Source organism: Nocardioides silvaticus (genome assembly GCF_003160695.1).
Lineage (GTDB): Bacteria > Actinomycetota > Actinomycetes > Propionibacteriales > Nocardioidaceae > Nocardioides > Nocardioides silvaticus.
In genome coordinates this window covers 372,210-387,833 of sequence record NZ_QGDD01000004.1, presented here as the reverse complement: position 1 = coordinate 387,833, position 15,624 = coordinate 372,210, and the positions used below count along the sequence as shown (strand labels likewise).

Here is a 15,624-nt window from a genome sequence, read left to right as displayed (position 1 = left end):
CGACTCTGAATCCAGCGCGACCGGCTCACAACCCCATACCGGCTCTTCGGACAAGCCACTTCCCGGACCCGCCAGACCCGAGCCTAAGCCAGTTCTTCCAGCCGCGTCTTGACACAGAGGGGCGCCAGTAGCGGACGTTCAGGGTAGGGACGGCACGCCGTCCGGCCCAATGACGCTTGCCGACTGAGCGTCGATGACGATGCGCCGTTCGCCCTCCCAGAGCACCTGGAGTTGGAGGCCAGCCGCGCACGGCTCAGCGCGTAGCAATGACACCTCTGAGAGGCCCCAGTTGATGGCCTCGGGGTAGTCGAGCATCCGCTGGCTGAGACCGCCCTCCATGTGGAGCCGTTGGACACCTCGCATCTCGATGGTCAAACGCTGCTCGCGGCTATCGAGGTCGGGACGAAGCACGCCCTCCGAGGCCCAGGTCAGGTTGAACCCGAGTCTGACCCCGTAGCCGTGATGCGTCAGAGCCATCTCAACGAGAAGGGACTCTTCGCAGCGCAGCCAACGACGAAGTTCGTCATCCAGCCTCGCTGCGACGGTGAAGCCGGCGCCTCCCATGCGGCAATCCTCGCTCCGCCCGTCGCAGTGCGTCCAGTCTGAAACGGCCGCTACTCGGCAGCAGGGCGCACGCAGGGCGGCATTAGAGGTCAGTCGATGCACTGGACCGGACGTTCTCAGCCCGCGAATCGAGGTCGCCAGAGCATGCCGAGCGACCTACGCATCGGACGCGAGCGACGGTAGTTCCAAGCAAGGGCGAGCGCTGCCGCAGGATGCCTTCGCGCCCACTTCGCATCAGGCATCACTCGCGCAAGAATCTGCACGTCCACCTCACGCATGTAGGGAGCGTGCCGCGCCGCCCAGTCTCGAAGCAGCGCTTCTGCCTCAGCAACGCCGCGTCCACGCACGGCGTTGAACAGCTGCGTCAGGTCCGCGTTGTACGCCTCCGCTGCGTCATCGTCACCCATCAACATCGAGCCTATCCCCGCGGGCGTCCTGCGCATCCGCTCCTCGGACGGAGCCGCACATCTCAAGCGGCAGTAACGTGCGGCACCGCGCACGCCGTGCGGCAATATCGTGCGGTCACTTACCGGTCCCAGCGCCAGTCTTCAAGGCGGTCGTGGACCACAATCGTGTTGATGAAGAGTTCGCCACTCCCCGCACCTGCGGCAAGTTCCGACAGGCACGCCTCTGCCGCTTGCAGCGAGAAGAAGCCTCCCGCTTGCCCGAGACTGCGGCCCTCTCCGTCGAGCCACTCCACGGTGTAGATCTCTTCGGGCTCGCGGTAGCCGCGTGGCAGCCGCATCACCGGATACCGCCAGGTGCGGAGGTGCCATCGCCCGACGCGGAGCCGGATACGAAGCGGCGACTGGATGGCGAATTCGAACATTCCCCAGACACTAGGGGCCAAGACGCGCAACGTCCGCTACTCGGCAATATGGGGCGGCTCGCCCTCCGCAAGACCTCAACGTCACTTGAAGTTTGGGCCGAGGGGCGGCAAGCTGGTGCTTGTCGCCGAGGCTGACACCAAAGCCAAGACCGAGGAGCCCTCCGGGGCCAAGGTCGAGGAGCCGAGGTAGGTAAGACGACCGACAATCCACCCGAAAGCCATGCACCACGGGCACCCGCCCGCTGGTGAGCCGCCCTAGGCCACGCCCGGACCTTCTTGGTCCGTGGAACCGCCCCGGTGGGTGTTGCTCCCCTTCGAGCACGTGCGCCACTGCGCCGTGCACTGACGGAGCAGTCTCATGCCAACCCTTCAGCAGATGCGCGACGAGCGCGTCACCCTCCTCCAAGACGCCACCAAGGTGGTGGACGGTGCCAAGACAGCGCGCCGTGAACTGACCCCCACCGAGCAGCAGCAGGTCACCGACCTGCTAGCCAAGGTGGACAAGATCGACAGCCAGATCAAGGGCAAGGCGCTGGCCGACTCGGTGATGCGGCTCGGCAGCGCCGAGGACGACCCGGACCACCCGAACCACGGGGGGCACCTGTTCGCCGAGCGGGACGCCAAGGAACTGGTGACGGCGGTCAAGAGCCGCTCGTCCTACCGCGCCGAGGTGAACGTCAAGGCAGCGCTGACCAACACGGTGCTGCCCACCAGCGGGCAGGGCGTCGAGGCCGGGCTATACCCCAACGCCTTCCCGCTCTCCACCCTGTTCCGCAGCCAGGAGGCTCCCGGGCCGTCAATCCGCTACTACCGCCTCGGTGACGCCACCGCTGGCGTGGTGGCCGAGGGCGGCACCAAGCCCGACAGCAGCGTGACGATCCAGCCGGTTGACCTGGTGCTCACCAAGATCGCCACCACCGTCCGGTTCTCCGACGAGTTCGCTGAGGACGCGGGCTTCCTCCTCGACTACCTGGAGCGGGAGCTGACGGCAGCGGTCGTCACCAAGGAGAACGCCGAGGTCTTGGCGACGTTCAACGCCACCAGCGGCGTGCTGACCGGCACCGGGGCAGCCGGGACCGTTATCGATCTCCTGGCCGACGCCATCGCCGGGCAGGAGGCACTGAACGGCTCCAGCCCCTCGGCGGTTGTGGTCAACCCCACGGTGCTCGCCACCATCCGCAAGGCCAAGGCGAGCACGGGCGGCGACTACTTCGTGGACCCGCTCTCCGGCACCGTCACCACCCTGCACGGTGTGCGCGTTGTCTCGACGCCCGCGACCGCTGCGGGCACGGCGTGGGTGGTCAACGGGGCCGGGGTGGTGATCTACCGGAAGGGCGGCATCACCGCCGAGATCGGCACTAACGCCGACGATTGGATCACCAATAGCCGCACGATGCGCGTGGAGGAGCGCTTCGCCACCGCCGTGGTGCGCCCGTCGATGCTCACCAAGGTCACTCTGACCTAGGTGCTGTAGCTGGTGGCCAAGCGCTAGCCCTGGCCGGGCTTCACTCTTCACCGGCCTGGGTGACGGGGCCTAGGATTCCCCGCGCTGAGCCACCACCGAGCGCCCCCGGTCTATCTGCATGGGCCGGGGGCGCTTGTGGTGCCACGGGGGCCGGTTACTCCAGCATCTGGTGGAGCGCCACCGCGACGGCAGCCGACGCCGTGATCGCCATGCCACTGCCCGCGCCGAGGCTGGCCGCGTAAGCCCCGACCGCGCCAGCGCCCACCGCCGCCCATCGGGGCCGCAGCCGCCGCTTCTTCGTACTTGCGCCGCGGCGCCGCTTCTCGTCTACCATGACTAGTACTCCGTTTCTCGTATGCAACCGGGTGATGGGGATTCGCAGCGGCGCTCCTGATCCGAGCGCCGCTGCTGCTTTTCCATGATCTCAACCGCGGCCGACAACCACGGGGGGTTCCTCCAACACTTACGGTGCTCCTGTGTCACGTGGATTCGGTGTCGTGCAACGAGCGCTCCTAAGAGCGGTCGAGGACGTCTGGACCGACCTTCGCCCCGAACTGTGGCTGTGCGTGACAACCGTGGACCTGAACCTCGGCGAACACCGCGAGTCGCGTCGCCGAGCTGCCCACGGGCTGGCGGCTGCTAACCACGTCGAACTGCGACTGGCTGACATCAGCGTCCGGTCCCAGTTGGCTCAGCGCGGATGGACGCGCCGGGAGATGCTCTTCGCTCGACTTCCTGCGGGTGAGGCCACCTTGGAGTACGCCGCCGAACTGCGAGCGGAGTACCACGATCACCTAACAGGCATGTGGACCAGTGGACCGAACGAAGTCCAGTACCGCGAGCACTATCGATGGGTCACGTGGTACACCGAACCAGAAAGGCGCGATGCGGTGTACTCACTCGACGACGACTGGCACATTGGCTATAACTCTAGGTACCAGTAACACCGATTCTCCCTCCTGGAGCACCTCGCCCCCAACAAGCTCCCGGTGCACGGCGGCGACACCACCACCGTGCTCGTCACCATCCCGTTGGAGTCCCTGCGCGACGAGCTGGGCACCGGCACGGTGGTCGGCGGGGAGCCGATGTCGGCATCCGCGGTGCGGCGGTTGGCGTGCACCGCCGGGATCATCCCGGTCGTCCTCGGCGGCCAGAGCGAGGTCCTCGACCTCGGCCGCACCCGCCGGCTGTTCTCACCCGCCCAACGCAAAGCGATGAGACTCCGGGACCAGCACTGCCGAGCCGAGGGCTGCACCATCCCCGCCGGCTGGTGCGAAGCCCACCACCTCGACCCCTGGTCGCGAGGCGGGAAGACCGACCTCGACCGCGGCGTGCTCCTCTGCTCCTGGCACCACCACCGCGCCCACGACCCCACCCACACCGCGGAGAAGCTCCCCAACGGCGACATCCGCTTCCACCGACGACCCTAGACCGCCCCTGCTGGCCTGCTCAGGGACGCAGGTGCTCGGGGGATCCGGCGTCAGAACTGCGCCGGCGTGTGGTTGCCCGTGACTTCATGCACATGAAGCACCGCGCCTCGTGAGCCGGAGGCATAGCCTGCACAGGTGAGGGCCGGTCTGGTGCACGCGCTGGCGAGCCTGGTCGCGGTGGGCGCGATCGGTCTCGGACTGAGCGCGTGCAGCAGCAACGACGACCCGTGCGCCTGCTCGTACCCGGCGGACGAACCGACCGAGTCCCGCTCGGCCAGCCGCTGACCGCCACGATCGAAACCGCCTCGCTCCGCCAGCCCGGATCGGGCACGATGCAGCGGGTGTCGCTGACCTTCTCCGTCCTTGCCGATCGTCCCGACCTGGTCGAGCCCATGTGGGACATGCCCACCTCCTGGCCCGAGTTCATGCGGCACGACCCGATCGGCGGACTGTTCTACAGCCAGGTCGAGACCCGGTTCGCCGACTGCGTGGTCGTCGCGCAGGACGAGGCGGGGGAGGTGGTCGGGGTGGCGTACTCGGTGCCGTTCTCGCTCGGTGGTGACGACCTGCCGCTCAACGGGTGGGGGTTCGTCATCCGCAACGGCCTGCTGACCAACCTCAACGGCGGTACGCCGGACACCATGTCGGCCGTGGAGATCGCCGTTCGCCCCGACCGGCAGGGCACGGGCCTCTCCGGGCAGATGCTCGCGGCGATGCGGGACAACGCGGCGCGGCTCGGGTTCGCCACGCTCGTCGCCCCGGTCCGGCCCAACGGCAAGAAGGACGTCGACGAGCCGATGGCGACGTACGCCTTCCGGACGCGCGAGGACGGATTGCCGGTCGACCCGTGGCTGCGCGTGCACGTCCGGGCCGGCGGGCGCATCGAGCAGGTGGCGCCGCGGTCGATGGTGGTGCCCGGCACGGTGGAGGAGTGGCGGGAGTGGACCGGGCTGCCGTTCGACCGGACCGGCCCCGTGCTCGTGCCCGGCGCGCTCGCTCCGGTCCAGTGCGACCTCGACCACGGGGTCGCGACGTACGTCGAGCCGAACGTCTGGGTCGTCCACCGCACGGGACTCGGAGGCGGCCCGTCGCAGCAGGCAGGGATCTAGCCCGAAGGACGATGTCCTGGACGCGTCCGGCTGCCATCATCGATCGATGAGCCTTGACCCAGCGGAGACGAACCCGGACCACTACAAGGTCATCTTCGAGAACGACCGAGTTCGCGTGCTCGAGTACACCGACCAGCCCGGCACGGTGACCCGTCCGCACGCACATCCCGACAGCGTGATGTACACGCTGTCCTCGTTCCGACGCCGGATCGTGCAGGGAGACGCCCAGCGCGAGGTGGACCTCCGGGCCGGCACGATCGGGTGGCTGCCGGCGCAGACGCACCACGGCGAGAACATCGGCGACACCGACTCCCACGCCATCTTCGTCGAGCTGAAGGGGGCCGCCGAGCCGGCGTCGGGCGAGGAGCTCGGTCCACGACTGTGACTGCGGCTATCGGACCCCGTCCCGGCTGAGGCCGGCGCCTGGTACCTGCCCCACCAGCGGCTGACCACGACGCAGCGCCCGGGCGGTCCGCAGGCCCAGCGACACCCAGCAACCGACCGCGAACGCGGCCAGTGCGGCCGGGACCCAGTGATGGAGCAGCAGGGAGGCGGAGGTCGCGCTGACGAAGGCCGCCAGGTTGGCGACGACGTCGTACACCGGCGCGACGAAGCGTCGGTTGACCACGTGCGCGGCGGCGATGAAGAGACCGCACGCGAACGTCACCGACAACAGGAACCCGACCACGGCCCGATTCTCGCGGGTGACCCAAGAGCCCGTGGAATCGTCGGCGCCGGCCGCGTCGATCCCGGCTGACCGGGTACCAGGCGCTCATGAGCTTCCAGATCCGCCCGGTCGGCGGCGCCATGGGCTGCCTGGTCATGATCCTCGTGTCGATCGTGCTGTCGGTGGCACTCACCCTGCTGCTCAACCTGATCCTGTGAGCCGCACTCCGGTCGCCCACGGTCCACTGCCAGCCACTAGATTCGTACCGTGACCGACTCCGGAACTCCGACCGAGGAGATCGGCCTGCCTCCCTCGCACTGGGAGGCCGACGTCCTGCTCCGCGACGGCGGCACCGCGCACATCCGGCCGGTCAGCCCGGACGACGAGCAGCTGATGGTCGAGTTCTACTCCCGCGTCTCAGACGAGTCGAAGTACTACCGCTTCTTCTCGCCGATGCCGCGCCTGTCCGACCGCGACGTCCGCCGGTTCACCCACGTCGACCACCGCGAGCGGGTCGCCCTCGTGATGATCCTCGGTGGCCGGATGATCGCGGTCGGCCGCTACGACGTGGTGCGGCCGTCGGAGGCGGAGGTCGCCTTCCTCGTCGAGGACCAGCACCAGGGGCGCGGCATCGGCCAGCTGCTCCTCGAGCACCTCGCCCAGGCCGGCCGCGAACGCGGCGTCGAGCGGTTCGTCGCCGAGGTGCTGCCGGACAACAACAAGATGATCCAGACGTTCCGGGAGGCCGGCTACCGCGTCGCCAGCGGGTACGCCGACGGCGTGATCACGCTCGAGTTCCCGATCGACCCGACGGACACCGCGATCGGCGTCATGCACGACCGCGAGCACGTCGCGGAGTCGGCCTCGATCCACCGCTTCTTCCACCCGAAGTCGGTCGCCATCGTCGGCGCCAGCCGCCGCCAGGACACGATCGGGCAGCTGCTGGTCCGCAACCTCGTGAACGCCGACTTCACCGGCCGCGTCTACGTCGTGAACCCCGCCGCGGGCGCGGTCAGCGGGATGCCGGCGTACAAGTCGGTCAACGAGATCCCCGACGACGTCGACGTGGCGATCGTCGCGGTGCCGGCCGAGGCGGTGACCGACGTCGTGCTCGACTGCGCGGCCAAGGGCGTCCACGGTCTCATCGTCATCTCCTCGGGCTTCGCCGAGACCGGCGAGGAGGGTCGCCGCCGGCAGCGGCACCTGGTGGGGCTGTCCCGCTCCTACGGCCTGCGGCTGATCGGCCCGAACTGCCTCGGCGTCATCAACACCGACCCCGAGATCTCGGTCAACGCCTCGCTGTCCTCGGTCATGCCGGCCCGCGGGCGCGCGGGGTTCTTCTGCCAGTCCGGTGCGCTCGGCTCCGCGATCCTTGAGAAGGTAAAGAACCGCGGCCTCGGCATCTCCACGTTCGTCAGCGCGGGCAACCGCGCCGACGTGTCGGGCAACGACCTCCTCCAGTACTGGGAGGAGGACGACGCCACCGAGGTCGTGATGATGTACCTCGAGTCGATCGGTAACCCGCGCAAGTTCTCCCGCATCGCACGCCGGGTCTCCCTCCGCAAGCCGGTCGTCGCCGTCCGTTCCGGGCGTACGACGCAGGGCGTGCCGATGGGGCACACGGTGCGCCAGATCTCCGCTCCCCAGGCCGCGGTCGACGCGATGTTCCGCCAGGCCGGGGTGATCCAGGTCGACACCCTCGAGGACATGTTCGACGTCGCCCAGCTGCTGGCCCACCAGCCGCTGCCGCGCGGCCGCCGGGTGGCCATCGTCGGCAACAGCGACGCGCTCGGCCTGCTCGCGACCGACGCGGCCGCTGCCGTCGGGCTGGTGGTCAACCGCTCGGTCGCGCTCGGGGCCGACGCCACCGCCGAGGACTTCGAGGACGCGCTCGACGAGGCGATCGACGATCCCGACGTCGACTGCGTGGTCGCGCTCTACATCCCGCCGCTCAACGTGTCCGGGGAGGAGGTCGCCAACGTCCTCGCCGCGGTGGGGGAGCAGTCCGACAAGCCGCTGGTGTCCTCCTTCCTCGGCGCCGAGGGTGTGCCCGAGCTGCTCCGGGTGCCCGACGTGGCCGGGTCGACGGCCGGACGAGGCTCGGTGCCGTCGTACCCCGCCGTCGAGTCGGCGGTGCGCGCCCTGGCCAAGGTCGTCGAGTACGCGGTCTGGCTGCGCACTCCCGACGGCTCGCCGGCCGATCCCGGTGAGGTGCGTCCGGCTCGGGCCAAGCAGCTGGTCCAGCGCGCCCTGGCCGACCGGCAGGAGGAGGTCGTGCTCGACCGCGAGCAGGTGACCGACCTGCTGGCGGCGTACGACATCGACCTCTGGCCGGCGGTCCGGGTCGGCACCCTGAAGGAGGCGCAGGCGGCCGCCAAGGACCTGGGCTGGGACGTCGTGCTGAAGGCCACCCGGGAGTCGGTGCGGGAGCGGCCGGACCAGCAGCACGTGTGGCGCAACATCGACGGTGCGAGCGAGATGAAGGAGGCGTGGCAGACCCTCAACGGGCTGGTCGTCGACGCCGACGGTGGTGACTTCGTCGTCCAGAAGAACGCGCCCGCCGGCGTGCCGATCGCGATCCGCTCCTTCGAGGACCCGCTGTTCGGGCCGGTGGTCTCGTTCGGCATCTCCGGGCCGATCGTGGAGCTGCTCGCCGACTGGGCCTACCGGATCCCGCCGCTCGGCGAGCACGACGTCGCCGGGATGGTCCGCGAGGTCAAGAGCTCGCCGCTGCTCTTCGGCTACCGCGGCGCCGAGCCGGTCGACATCCCCTCGATCGAGCAGCTCATCACCAAGGTCGCGCACCTCCAGAACGACCTGCCCGAGGTCAGCGCCCTCGAGGTCTCACTCGCCCTGGCCGGCAGCGAGGGCGTCACCGTGCTCACGGCCTCCGCGCGCCTCGCCCCGCTGCGCGACCCGCGCCCCGACTCGCTGGTGCGGCGGCTTCCCGACGTCACCCTCACCCTGCCGGGGTGAGCGTGACAGGATGCGGACATGCCTGACGTCCGTTCTCGCGCGTCCGACCGGGACCGTGCGTCCGAGCTGAGGAAAGCGCTCGACCGCACCGGCTACTACCCCGAGGTGGTCGCCGAAGCCGTGACCGAGGCGGTCGGCGGTGAGCAGGTGGTGTCGTTCTACGTCCACCACGAGCCGACCTTCGAGCGCGACGAGGTACGCCGGCACCAGAGCGTGATCGTGCTGACGCCGAGCCGGCTGATCCTCGCGCACACCGACGAGCACGCCGGTGACGACCTGCTGCCCGAGCCGTACACGTCGACCTCGACCGAGGCGGTCAGCCTCAGCGCGGTCACGTCGGTCGTCGTCACCCGGATGACCACCAACCCGACCGCCGGCCCACGGCCGCCGGCCGAGGCGGTGCTCACGATCGGCTGGGGCGCGGTCCAGCGGGTCGACCTCGAGCCGGCCGGGTGCAACGACCCGCAGTGCGAGGCCGACCACGGCTACACCGGCACCCTGTCCTCGGACGACTTCTCCCTCCGCGTCTCGGCCGCGGCGGACGGCACCGACGCCGTCCCGGGACTTCTGTCGTTCGCCGCCTCGCTCTCCGCGCGCACACGAGGGTGAGCGCGCTCCTGCCCGTCGACGGGTTCTGCGAGCCGGCCTACGGCGACCGGTCCCTGGGCGACGTCGTGCCCGCCGTCGCGACCGCGTTGGGCCACCCGCTCGGACCGCCGCCGAGCGGCTTGGAGCTGCCCGGCGCGTCGTCGTACGTCGTGTTCCTCATCGACGGTCTCGGCGCCAACCTGCTGCGACGAAACGCCGAGGCGGCGCCGTACCTCCACTCCCTCCTCGCGGCCTCGACCATCGGCACCGCCGGGGTGCCCTCGACGACCTCGACCAGCCTGACCTCGCTCGGCACCGGGCTGGTGCCGGGCGGCCACGGGCTGGTCGGCTTCACCACCCGGGTGCCGGGCACCGAGGACCTCCTCAACGCCCTCGTCTGGGATGCCGACGTCGACCCGCTGGAGTGGCAGCCGCACCAGACCGCGTTCTCCCGGTTGCAGGCCTCCGGCGTGCGGGTCACGGTCGTGAACAAGCGGGAGTTCTTCGGCAGCGGCCTCACCGTCGCCGCCCACCGCGGTGCCGACTACGTGGGTGTCGACCGGGTCGGCGAGCGGATCGCCGCCGTGCTCGCCGCCTCGGCGGAGGGCCCGTCGCTGACCTACGTCTACGACGGCGACCTCGACTGGACCGGCCACCGCTGGGGCGTGCACTCCAGCCACTGGGAGCAGCAGCTCGCGATGATCGACCACGAGGCCGAGCAGCTCCGCGAGGCGCTGCCGGCCGACCGGCGCCTGCTCGTCGTCGCGGACCACGGCATGGTCGACGTGCCCGTCGAGGGTCGGGTCGACGTCGCCGCCGACGACGACCTGAGCGCCGGTGTGTTCCTCATCGGCGGCGAGGCTCGGTTCCGGCACCTCTACTGCGTGGGCGGGGCCGAGACCGACGTGCTCGAGACCTGGCGGGAGAAGCTGGGGGAGCGGGCCGAGGTGCTGACCCGCGGCGAGGCGATCGGGCGGGGGTGGTTCGGCACCGTCGACCCGACCGTGGTGCCGCGCATCGGGGACATCGTCGTCGCCTGCCGCGGCAACGCCGCCGTGCTCTCGACCGCCGGCTTCCCCTACGAGACCAAGCTGATCGGCATGCACGGCTCGCTGAGCGAGGACGAGATGCTGATCCCGCTCCTCGTCGACTGAGCCTTGCAGATCGACCGAACCATTTCCTCCGCCCACGTCGTCGGGGAGGGTGAGCGGGACACACGGGGTGGCCCGGACGACTCGGAGGCATGATGGCTGCTCGCGACAGAGCCGCGTTCGCGGACTTCGTCGCTGCCCGGTCGGGCGCCCTGCACCGCGCCGCCTACCTCATGGTCGGCGACGTCGGGCTCGCGCAGGACCTGGTCCAGGAGGCGCTGACGAAGACCTACGTCGCCTGGCCCCGGCTACGAGACCCCGCCAACGCCGAGGCCTACACGCGCAAGGCGATCACCACGACGGCGATCACCTGGTTCCGCAGGAAGAGCTGGTACGGCGAGCGTCCGGCCGACCAGCTGCCCGAGACGTCTGAGGCGGGGCATGCCGACGCGGTCGCCGTCCGCACCTCGCTGATGGACGCCCTGGCCCAGCTGCCGCCCCGCCAGCGCGCGGTGGTGGTGCTCCGCTACTACGAGGACCTCACCGAGGCCCAGACCGCCGCGGTGCTCGGTTGCGCGGTCGGCACCGTGAAGAGCCAGGGCGCCGCCGCGCTCGGGAAGCTCCGCGCCCTCATGGGCGACCAGCTCGACCTCACCGACCTGATCAGCAAGGAGGTGCCGGCATGACCGAGCAGCTCAAGACCATGCTGGACCGCGCCGCGGCCCAGCACTTCGACCCGGTCGATGTCGACGCGATCACCGCCGCCGGCGACCGCACCGTGCGTCGTCGCCGGGTCGCCGCCGGTGTCGCCGGTGTGGCCGTGCTCGCCGTGATCGGCGGAACCGTAGCCGCGCTCGCCGGGAGCGGCGACGACAAGGCCGACTTCTCCGACGACCCGGGCTTCCGCACCGACGTGCCGATGTGGACCGAGGGGAGCGTCCTGCACACGCCGGAGGCGACCTACGAGCTCGGTGTCGACGTCTTCACCTTCGTCCGCACCAGCGAGGGGATCGTCTTCACCGGCCAGATCTCCGAGGAGCGGCTGGGCGTCTACTCGTTCACCGGCGAGGGTGATCCGGACAAGATCGGCGAGACCGAGGACCCGCACCTGCGGTCCGACCCCGACGGCCCCTACGCCGGCTGGCTGGACCAGTCGGGCGACCGACCCGAGGCCGTGGTGATCGACCAGGGGTCGGGAGACCGGGTGTGGAGCGCTCCGGCGAAGCTGTCCTTCTCGTTCCCGATCGTGGCGATCGACGGCAGCTCGGTCTACCTCGCCGACGCGGACGAGCACCCCACGCACCTGGTCGACTTGGTCACGGGCGAGGACGTGGTCCTCGGTGATGACGGCCTCGGTTTCGTGGACGTGGAGGGCGACCTGAGCGCGTACCTGCTCGAGGACGCAGACGGTGCGGAACTAGGACTGGAGATCCGCAGCGACGATCGGGGCGTGGTCGAGATCCGGTTCGGCGTCGACGGGCTCGGCGTCCTGTCGCCTGGTGGCCGTTGGATCAGCGTCGGTGCAGACGATGTGAGCGTCTATGACACGGCCACAGGAGCTTCGGTCGATCTGGGCGCCACCGACGCCATCCCGGGCATGGGCATCGCATGGGCGGACCGCGACACGATGCTCGTGGTTGCGCAGACGGCAGAGGCTCTGGTCCTCATGTCGTGCGAGGTCCCCTCTGGTGAATGCGAGGAGCTGACCACGTTCGACGACTTCAGCACGTTGTTCGCCGTCCCCGACAGCGACCTGCTCTGGATGCTGCGCGGTGAGAGCGGGGGACTGACCGTTGAGTCGTCGGAGGTGTCGGCGTCCGAAGCCGGTTAGGTCTGGCATCCTTCACCGCGTGGCGGAGCTGACCTTCTGGACGGGCACGATGGACGCGGGGAAGTCGACGCTGGCGCTGCAGACGAACCACAACCATGCGGCGCGCGGTCGGGTGGGGCGGCTCTACACCTCGCAGGACCGGGCCGGCATCGCAACGGTCTCGTCCCGCCTCGGCCTCACCGCCGAGGCGCACGAGGTGACACCGGACTTCGACTTCTGGCGGACGACGGTGGACGCGCTCACCCAGGGGGCGCGGATCGACTACTTCGTCTGCGACGAGGCGCAGTTCTACACCCGTGAGCAGATCGACCAGCTCGCCAAGATCGTCGACGAGCTGCAGATCGACGTCTTCTGCTTCGGGATCCTCACCGACTTCCGTACCCGGCTCTTCGAGGGATCGGCCCGGCTGGTCGAGCTCGCCGACCGCACCGAGGTGCTCCAGGTGGAGGCACTCTGCTGGTGCGGCAAGCGGGCGACGCACAACGCCCGCACCGAGGACGGCGCGATGGTGACGGAGGGGGAGGTGATCGTCGTCGGCGACGTCGACGTGACTCCCGCCGACGAGCCCACGGTCGTCTCGTACGAGGTGCTCTGCCGCCAGCACCACCGCCGGGGCCTCACCGCGGCGCGCGCACGCGCCGTCTCCCTCGCCCCGGACCCGCTGCCGTTCGGTTGACGGTCCCTCAGCCCGGCGCCGGGAGCGTGAACCAGACCCGGCTCCCGCCACCGGGCGCGTCGTCGATGCCGATCGCGCCACCGTGCGCCTCGACCGCGCGACGGGCGGTGGCCAGACCGATGCCGAAGCCCTCGACCGACCTGTCGCCGCGAGCGTGGAGGTCGAAGATCGAGTCCCGGCCCGCTGCCGGGAATCCCGGTCCGTTGTCCGACACGGCGACGATCCAGCCCCCGTCGAGCGGCTCGGCGGTCACGCGCACCTCGGGTGCGCGGTCCGCCGGCGTGAACTTCACCGCGTTGGAGACCAGGTTGAGCAGCACGGCGTACAGCTGCTCCGCACCGGCGAGGACCTCAGGGAGCGATTCCCACCGGACCTCGGCCGAGCGGGCCGCGATCACCGGGGCGAGGTCGGCGACGACGTGGGTGAGCACCTCCTGCAAGGAGACCGGCGCGCGTCGCAGCTCGGTGCCGACCGTCGCGTAGGCGAGGATCGTGTCGATCAGGGCGGCCATCCGGTGCCCCGCCTTGATGGTGGCCTGGACGAGCTCGGCCGCCCCCGCGTCCGCCACGACGGCGGGCTCGGTCGCCAGCAGTTCGGCGTTCGCCAGCACGGCCGTGAGGGGGGACCGGAGGTCGTGGCTCACCTGACCGGCGAAGAGCGTCAGCAGCTCGTTCGACCGCCGCAGCTCGTGCTGCGACTGCTCGAGCTGGCGGGTGCGGAGTCGCAGCTCGAGGACGTCGACGACCCGCGCCGCGACGATCGACAAGACCTTCGCTCGCTCGGTGGCCAGCTCGTGGGGTTCGACGTCGAAGACGCAGAGCCGCCCGATGGTCGTCCCGTCCGGGGTGACGAGCGGCGCCGACGCGTAGAACCGCACCGTGTCGATGACACCGGACACGAACGGGTTGGTGGCGAACCGAGGGTCGAGACGGGCGTCGGGCGAGATCACGGGCTCGGGCTCGTCGAGCACGACCGCGCACATCGAGTCCTCGCGACCGCACACCGACGGGTCGATCCCGGCCGTCGCGATCTGGTGCTGGTGGTCGCGGGTGATCAGGTTGATCGCCGCGTTGGGCACGCCACAGACGAGCGCTGCCAGCGCGGCCAGCGCCTCGAGGTCGCGGCCGCCCGGTTGCTCCAGGCCACCGTACCGGTCGATCGCCTCGTCCACTGCGGTGCTCGTCGTCGGGACCACGCACCGATCTTTACCGAGGAGAAAGGTAAAGCCAAGGACGGTCAGGGCGCGGCGACCGCGCGTTTCGGGAGGCTCAGGGCCACGCCGTCCGCGGTCTGGCTCAAGGAGCCGCCGGCGGCAGCCACCAGCGCGGCCGCGGACGCCCGGCGGCGGGCGGCGGAGGTCGGATCCTGGTCGGCGGTGGTGATCGCGACCTCGAAGTAGGAGCCGCGGTCGGAGGTCGTGACCACGCTGCCCGCCCCGACCAGCAGCTCGAGCGCCTGGGTGACCGGCGTCGGGTCGAGCCGCGTCGGCATCGGACCGGTCGGCACGTGCGTCACGTTCCGGCCGAGCTGCGCCACGCGGGCGACCGTGTCCCCGACGAGGGCATCGAGGTCGAGATCGATCTCACCCGTCGCCGAGGCCTCCCGTGAGCTGGCGAGGAGGTCGGTGATCGCCGTGGAGAGGCGGTCCAGCTCGCGGACGCCGCGCTCCAGCTCAGCGGCCACGTCCGGAGGGGTCTGCGGCCACTGGGCGAGGTCCTCCAGCTCGAGGCGGAGTGCGGCGACCGGGGTGCGCAGCTCGTGCGACGCATGGACCGCGAGCTTGCGCTCGTGCTCGAGCAGGGCACTCAGCTTCTCGCCGCTGCCGACGAGAGCGGTGGCGATCTCCCGGGCCTCGGGAACCCGGTAGTGGGGGAGGTCGGGATGGAACCGGCCGGCGCCGAGCCCGCGCGCCGCGGTGGCGAGGTCCTGGAAGGGGCGCGCGAACCGCCGTGCCATCAGGTAGCCCGCCAGCCCCGAGGTCACCACCAGCCCCAGGCCGAGCAGCACGAGCGGCAGCAGAGCGCGGGAGATCTCGTCGCCGACGGCTTCGCCGTCCCGAGCCACCGTCACGGTCCCGCCGTCCGTCAGGTCGACGTCCGCCGCGATGTCGGCGCCCTCGGGGTCCGACCACCGTGAGGTCCCGACCACCTCGCCGTCGACGCTGACGCGGATGGCCTCGTGCTCGCTCGCGAGCCGGTCGAGGTAGTCGGGGTCGACCGGTCGGCCGGCCGCCCGGCGCTCGTCGACGGCTGCCGCCACGAGGTCGGCGGTTCGCTCGACCTGGTCCTTCTCCTGGTCCCGCACCAGGTCGGCGAGGTAGTAGGCACGCGGAACGCCGTACAGCGCGACCACCACGATCGTGAGTCCGACGAAGACGGCGACCAGGCGCTCGCGCACG

At 70.4% G+C, this 15,624-nt stretch carries 18 protein-coding genes; 12 read left to right on the top strand and 6 right to left on the bottom strand.

The features are described from left to right. Nucleotides 1-138: 138 nt before the first annotated feature. From DJ010_RS11765 to DJ010_RS11760, 3 genes are all read right to left on the bottom strand, one after another. A complete protein-coding gene (locus DJ010_RS11765) occupies nt 139-564 on the bottom strand; it encodes a hypothetical protein (RefSeq protein ID WP_109693840.1) in 426 nt (141 codons plus the stop codon). A gap of 116 nt (nt 565-680) precedes the next feature. Continuing rightward, nucleotides 681-971 carry a hypothetical protein gene (locus tag DJ010_RS21815; RefSeq protein ID WP_146207328.1) on the bottom strand — a complete coding sequence of 97 codons (291 nt, stop codon included), beginning with the start codon at nt 969-971 and terminating at the stop codon, nt 681-683. Nucleotides 972-1,090: 119 nt separating this feature from the next. After that, nucleotides 1,091-1,393 (bottom strand): hypothetical protein, encoded by a 303-nt coding sequence (locus DJ010_RS11760; RefSeq protein WP_109693839.1) that lies wholly within the window; start codon nt 1,391-1,393, stop codon nt 1,091-1,093. 358 nt (nt 1,394-1,751) lie between these two features. Between DJ010_RS11760 and DJ010_RS11755 the strand changes: the two genes are divergently transcribed. The 6 genes from DJ010_RS11755 (at nt 1,752) to DJ010_RS11735 (ending at nt 5,782) form a co-directional block, all read left to right on the top strand. Then, a complete protein-coding gene (locus tag DJ010_RS11755) occupies nt 1,752-2,858 on the top strand; it encodes a phage major capsid protein (protein WP_109693838.1) in 1,107 nt (368 codons plus the stop codon). Nucleotides 2,859-3,334: 476 nt separating this feature from the next. Beyond that, nucleotides 3,335-3,802 (top strand): hypothetical protein, encoded by a 468-nt coding sequence (locus DJ010_RS11750; RefSeq protein ID WP_146207327.1) that lies wholly within the window; start codon nt 3,335-3,337, stop codon nt 3,800-3,802. A 15-nt stretch (nt 3,803-3,817) separates the two neighbouring features. Next, nucleotides 3,818-4,288 (top strand): HNH endonuclease, encoded by a 471-nt coding sequence (locus DJ010_RS11745; RefSeq protein WP_109693836.1) that lies wholly within the window; start codon nt 3,818-3,820, stop codon nt 4,286-4,288. A gap of 135 nt (nt 4,289-4,423) precedes the next feature. Continuing rightward, the gene (locus tag DJ010_RS22090; protein WP_158283005.1) at nt 4,424-4,573 is read left to right on the top strand and encodes a hypothetical protein; all 150 of its coding nucleotides are present in this window, start codon (nt 4,424-4,426) and stop codon (nt 4,571-4,573) included. A gap of 56 nt (nt 4,574-4,629) precedes the next feature. Continuing rightward, nucleotides 4,630-5,397, top strand: coding sequence for a GNAT family N-acetyltransferase (locus DJ010_RS11740; protein ID WP_245927457.1), 768 nt, complete (start codon nt 4,630-4,632; stop codon nt 5,395-5,397). 46 nt (nt 5,398-5,443) lie between these two features. Next, nucleotides 5,444-5,782, top strand: coding sequence for a cupin domain-containing protein (locus tag DJ010_RS11735; protein ID WP_109693835.1), 339 nt, complete (start codon nt 5,444-5,446; stop codon nt 5,780-5,782). A 6-nt stretch (nt 5,783-5,788) separates the two neighbouring features. On the opposite strand, the gene DJ010_RS11730 is transcribed toward DJ010_RS11735, so the two are convergent. Beyond that, nucleotides 5,789-6,085: a hypothetical protein gene (locus tag DJ010_RS11730; RefSeq protein ID WP_109693834.1), complete on the bottom strand. Its 297-nt coding sequence runs from the start codon at nt 6,083-6,085 to the stop codon at nt 5,789-5,791. 246 nt (nt 6,086-6,331) lie between these two features. On the opposite strand from DJ010_RS11730, the gene DJ010_RS11725 reads away from it, so the two are divergent. From DJ010_RS11725 to DJ010_RS11700, 6 genes are all read left to right on the top strand, one after another. Beyond that, nucleotides 6,332-9,040 carry a bifunctional acetate--CoA ligase family protein/GNAT family N-acetyltransferase gene (locus tag DJ010_RS11725; RefSeq protein ID WP_109693833.1) on the top strand — a complete coding sequence of 903 codons (2,709 nt, stop codon included), beginning with the start codon at nt 6,332-6,334 and terminating at the stop codon, nt 9,038-9,040. Between the two features lie 18 nt (nt 9,041-9,058). After that, the gene (locus DJ010_RS11720) at nt 9,059-9,649 is read left to right on the top strand and encodes a DUF5998 family protein (protein ID WP_109693832.1); all 591 of its coding nucleotides are present in this window, start codon (nt 9,059-9,061) and stop codon (nt 9,647-9,649) included. Continuing rightward, nucleotides 9,646-10,782, top strand: coding sequence for an alkaline phosphatase family protein (locus DJ010_RS11715; RefSeq protein WP_245927455.1), 1,137 nt, complete (start codon nt 9,646-9,648; stop codon nt 10,780-10,782). Before DJ010_RS11720 ends, DJ010_RS11715 begins: the two co-directional genes overlap by 4 nt. 92 nt (nt 10,783-10,874) lie before the next feature. Beyond that, nucleotides 10,875-11,405, top strand: coding sequence for a SigE family RNA polymerase sigma factor (locus DJ010_RS11710; protein ID WP_245927453.1), 531 nt, complete (start codon nt 10,875-10,877; stop codon nt 11,403-11,405). After that, nucleotides 11,402-12,550, top strand: coding sequence for a hypothetical protein (locus tag DJ010_RS11705; RefSeq protein ID WP_109693830.1), 1,149 nt, complete (start codon nt 11,402-11,404; stop codon nt 12,548-12,550). The genes DJ010_RS11710 and DJ010_RS11705 overlap by 4 nt, the downstream gene beginning before the upstream one ends. Nucleotides 12,551-12,569: 19 nt before the next feature. Then, on the top strand, nt 12,570-13,226 hold the full coding sequence (locus DJ010_RS11700; protein WP_109693829.1) for a thymidine kinase: 657 nt from the start codon (nt 12,570-12,572) through the stop codon (nt 13,224-13,226). A 7-nt stretch (nt 13,227-13,233) separates the two neighbouring features. On the opposite strand, the gene DJ010_RS11695 is transcribed toward DJ010_RS11700, so the two are convergent. After that, nucleotides 13,234-14,421: a sensor histidine kinase gene (locus tag DJ010_RS11695; protein WP_146207326.1), complete on the bottom strand. Its 1,188-nt coding sequence runs from the start codon at nt 14,419-14,421 to the stop codon at nt 13,234-13,236. A 41-nt stretch (nt 14,422-14,462) separates the two neighbouring features. Continuing rightward, a complete protein-coding gene (locus DJ010_RS11690) occupies nt 14,463-15,623 on the bottom strand; it encodes a histidine kinase dimerization/phospho-acceptor domain-containing protein (protein WP_109693827.1) in 1,161 nt (386 codons plus the stop codon). Between the last annotated feature and the right edge of the window lies 1 nt (nt 15,624).

Excerpts from the sequence above, each read along its gene's own strand:
- DJ010_RS11765 (WP_109693840.1), bottom strand. The coding sequence starts at position 564 with ATGGGAGGCGCCGGCTTCACCGTCGCAGCGAGGCTGGATGACGAACTT.
- DJ010_RS21815 (WP_146207328.1), bottom strand. The coding sequence starts at position 971 with ATGGGTGACGATGACGCAGCGGAGGCGTACAACGCGGACCTGACGCAG.
- DJ010_RS11760 (WP_109693839.1), bottom strand. The coding sequence starts at position 1,393 with ATGTTCGAATTCGCCATCCAGTCGCCGCTTCGTATCCGGCTCCGCGTC.
- DJ010_RS11755 (WP_109693838.1), top strand. The coding sequence starts at position 1,752 with ATGCCAACCCTTCAGCAGATGCGCGACGAGCGCGTCACCCTCCTCCAA.
- DJ010_RS11735 (WP_109693835.1), top strand. The coding sequence starts at position 5,444 with ATGAGCCTTGACCCAGCGGAGACGAACCCGGACCACTACAAGGTCATC.
- DJ010_RS11720 (WP_109693832.1), top strand. The coding sequence starts at position 9,059 with ATGCCTGACGTCCGTTCTCGCGCGTCCGACCGGGACCGTGCGTCCGAG.
- DJ010_RS11710 (WP_245927453.1), top strand. The coding sequence starts at position 10,875 with ATGGCTGCTCGCGACAGAGCCGCGTTCGCGGACTTCGTCGCTGCCCGG.
- DJ010_RS11705 (WP_109693830.1), top strand. The coding sequence starts at position 11,402 with ATGACCGAGCAGCTCAAGACCATGCTGGACCGCGCCGCGGCCCAGCAC.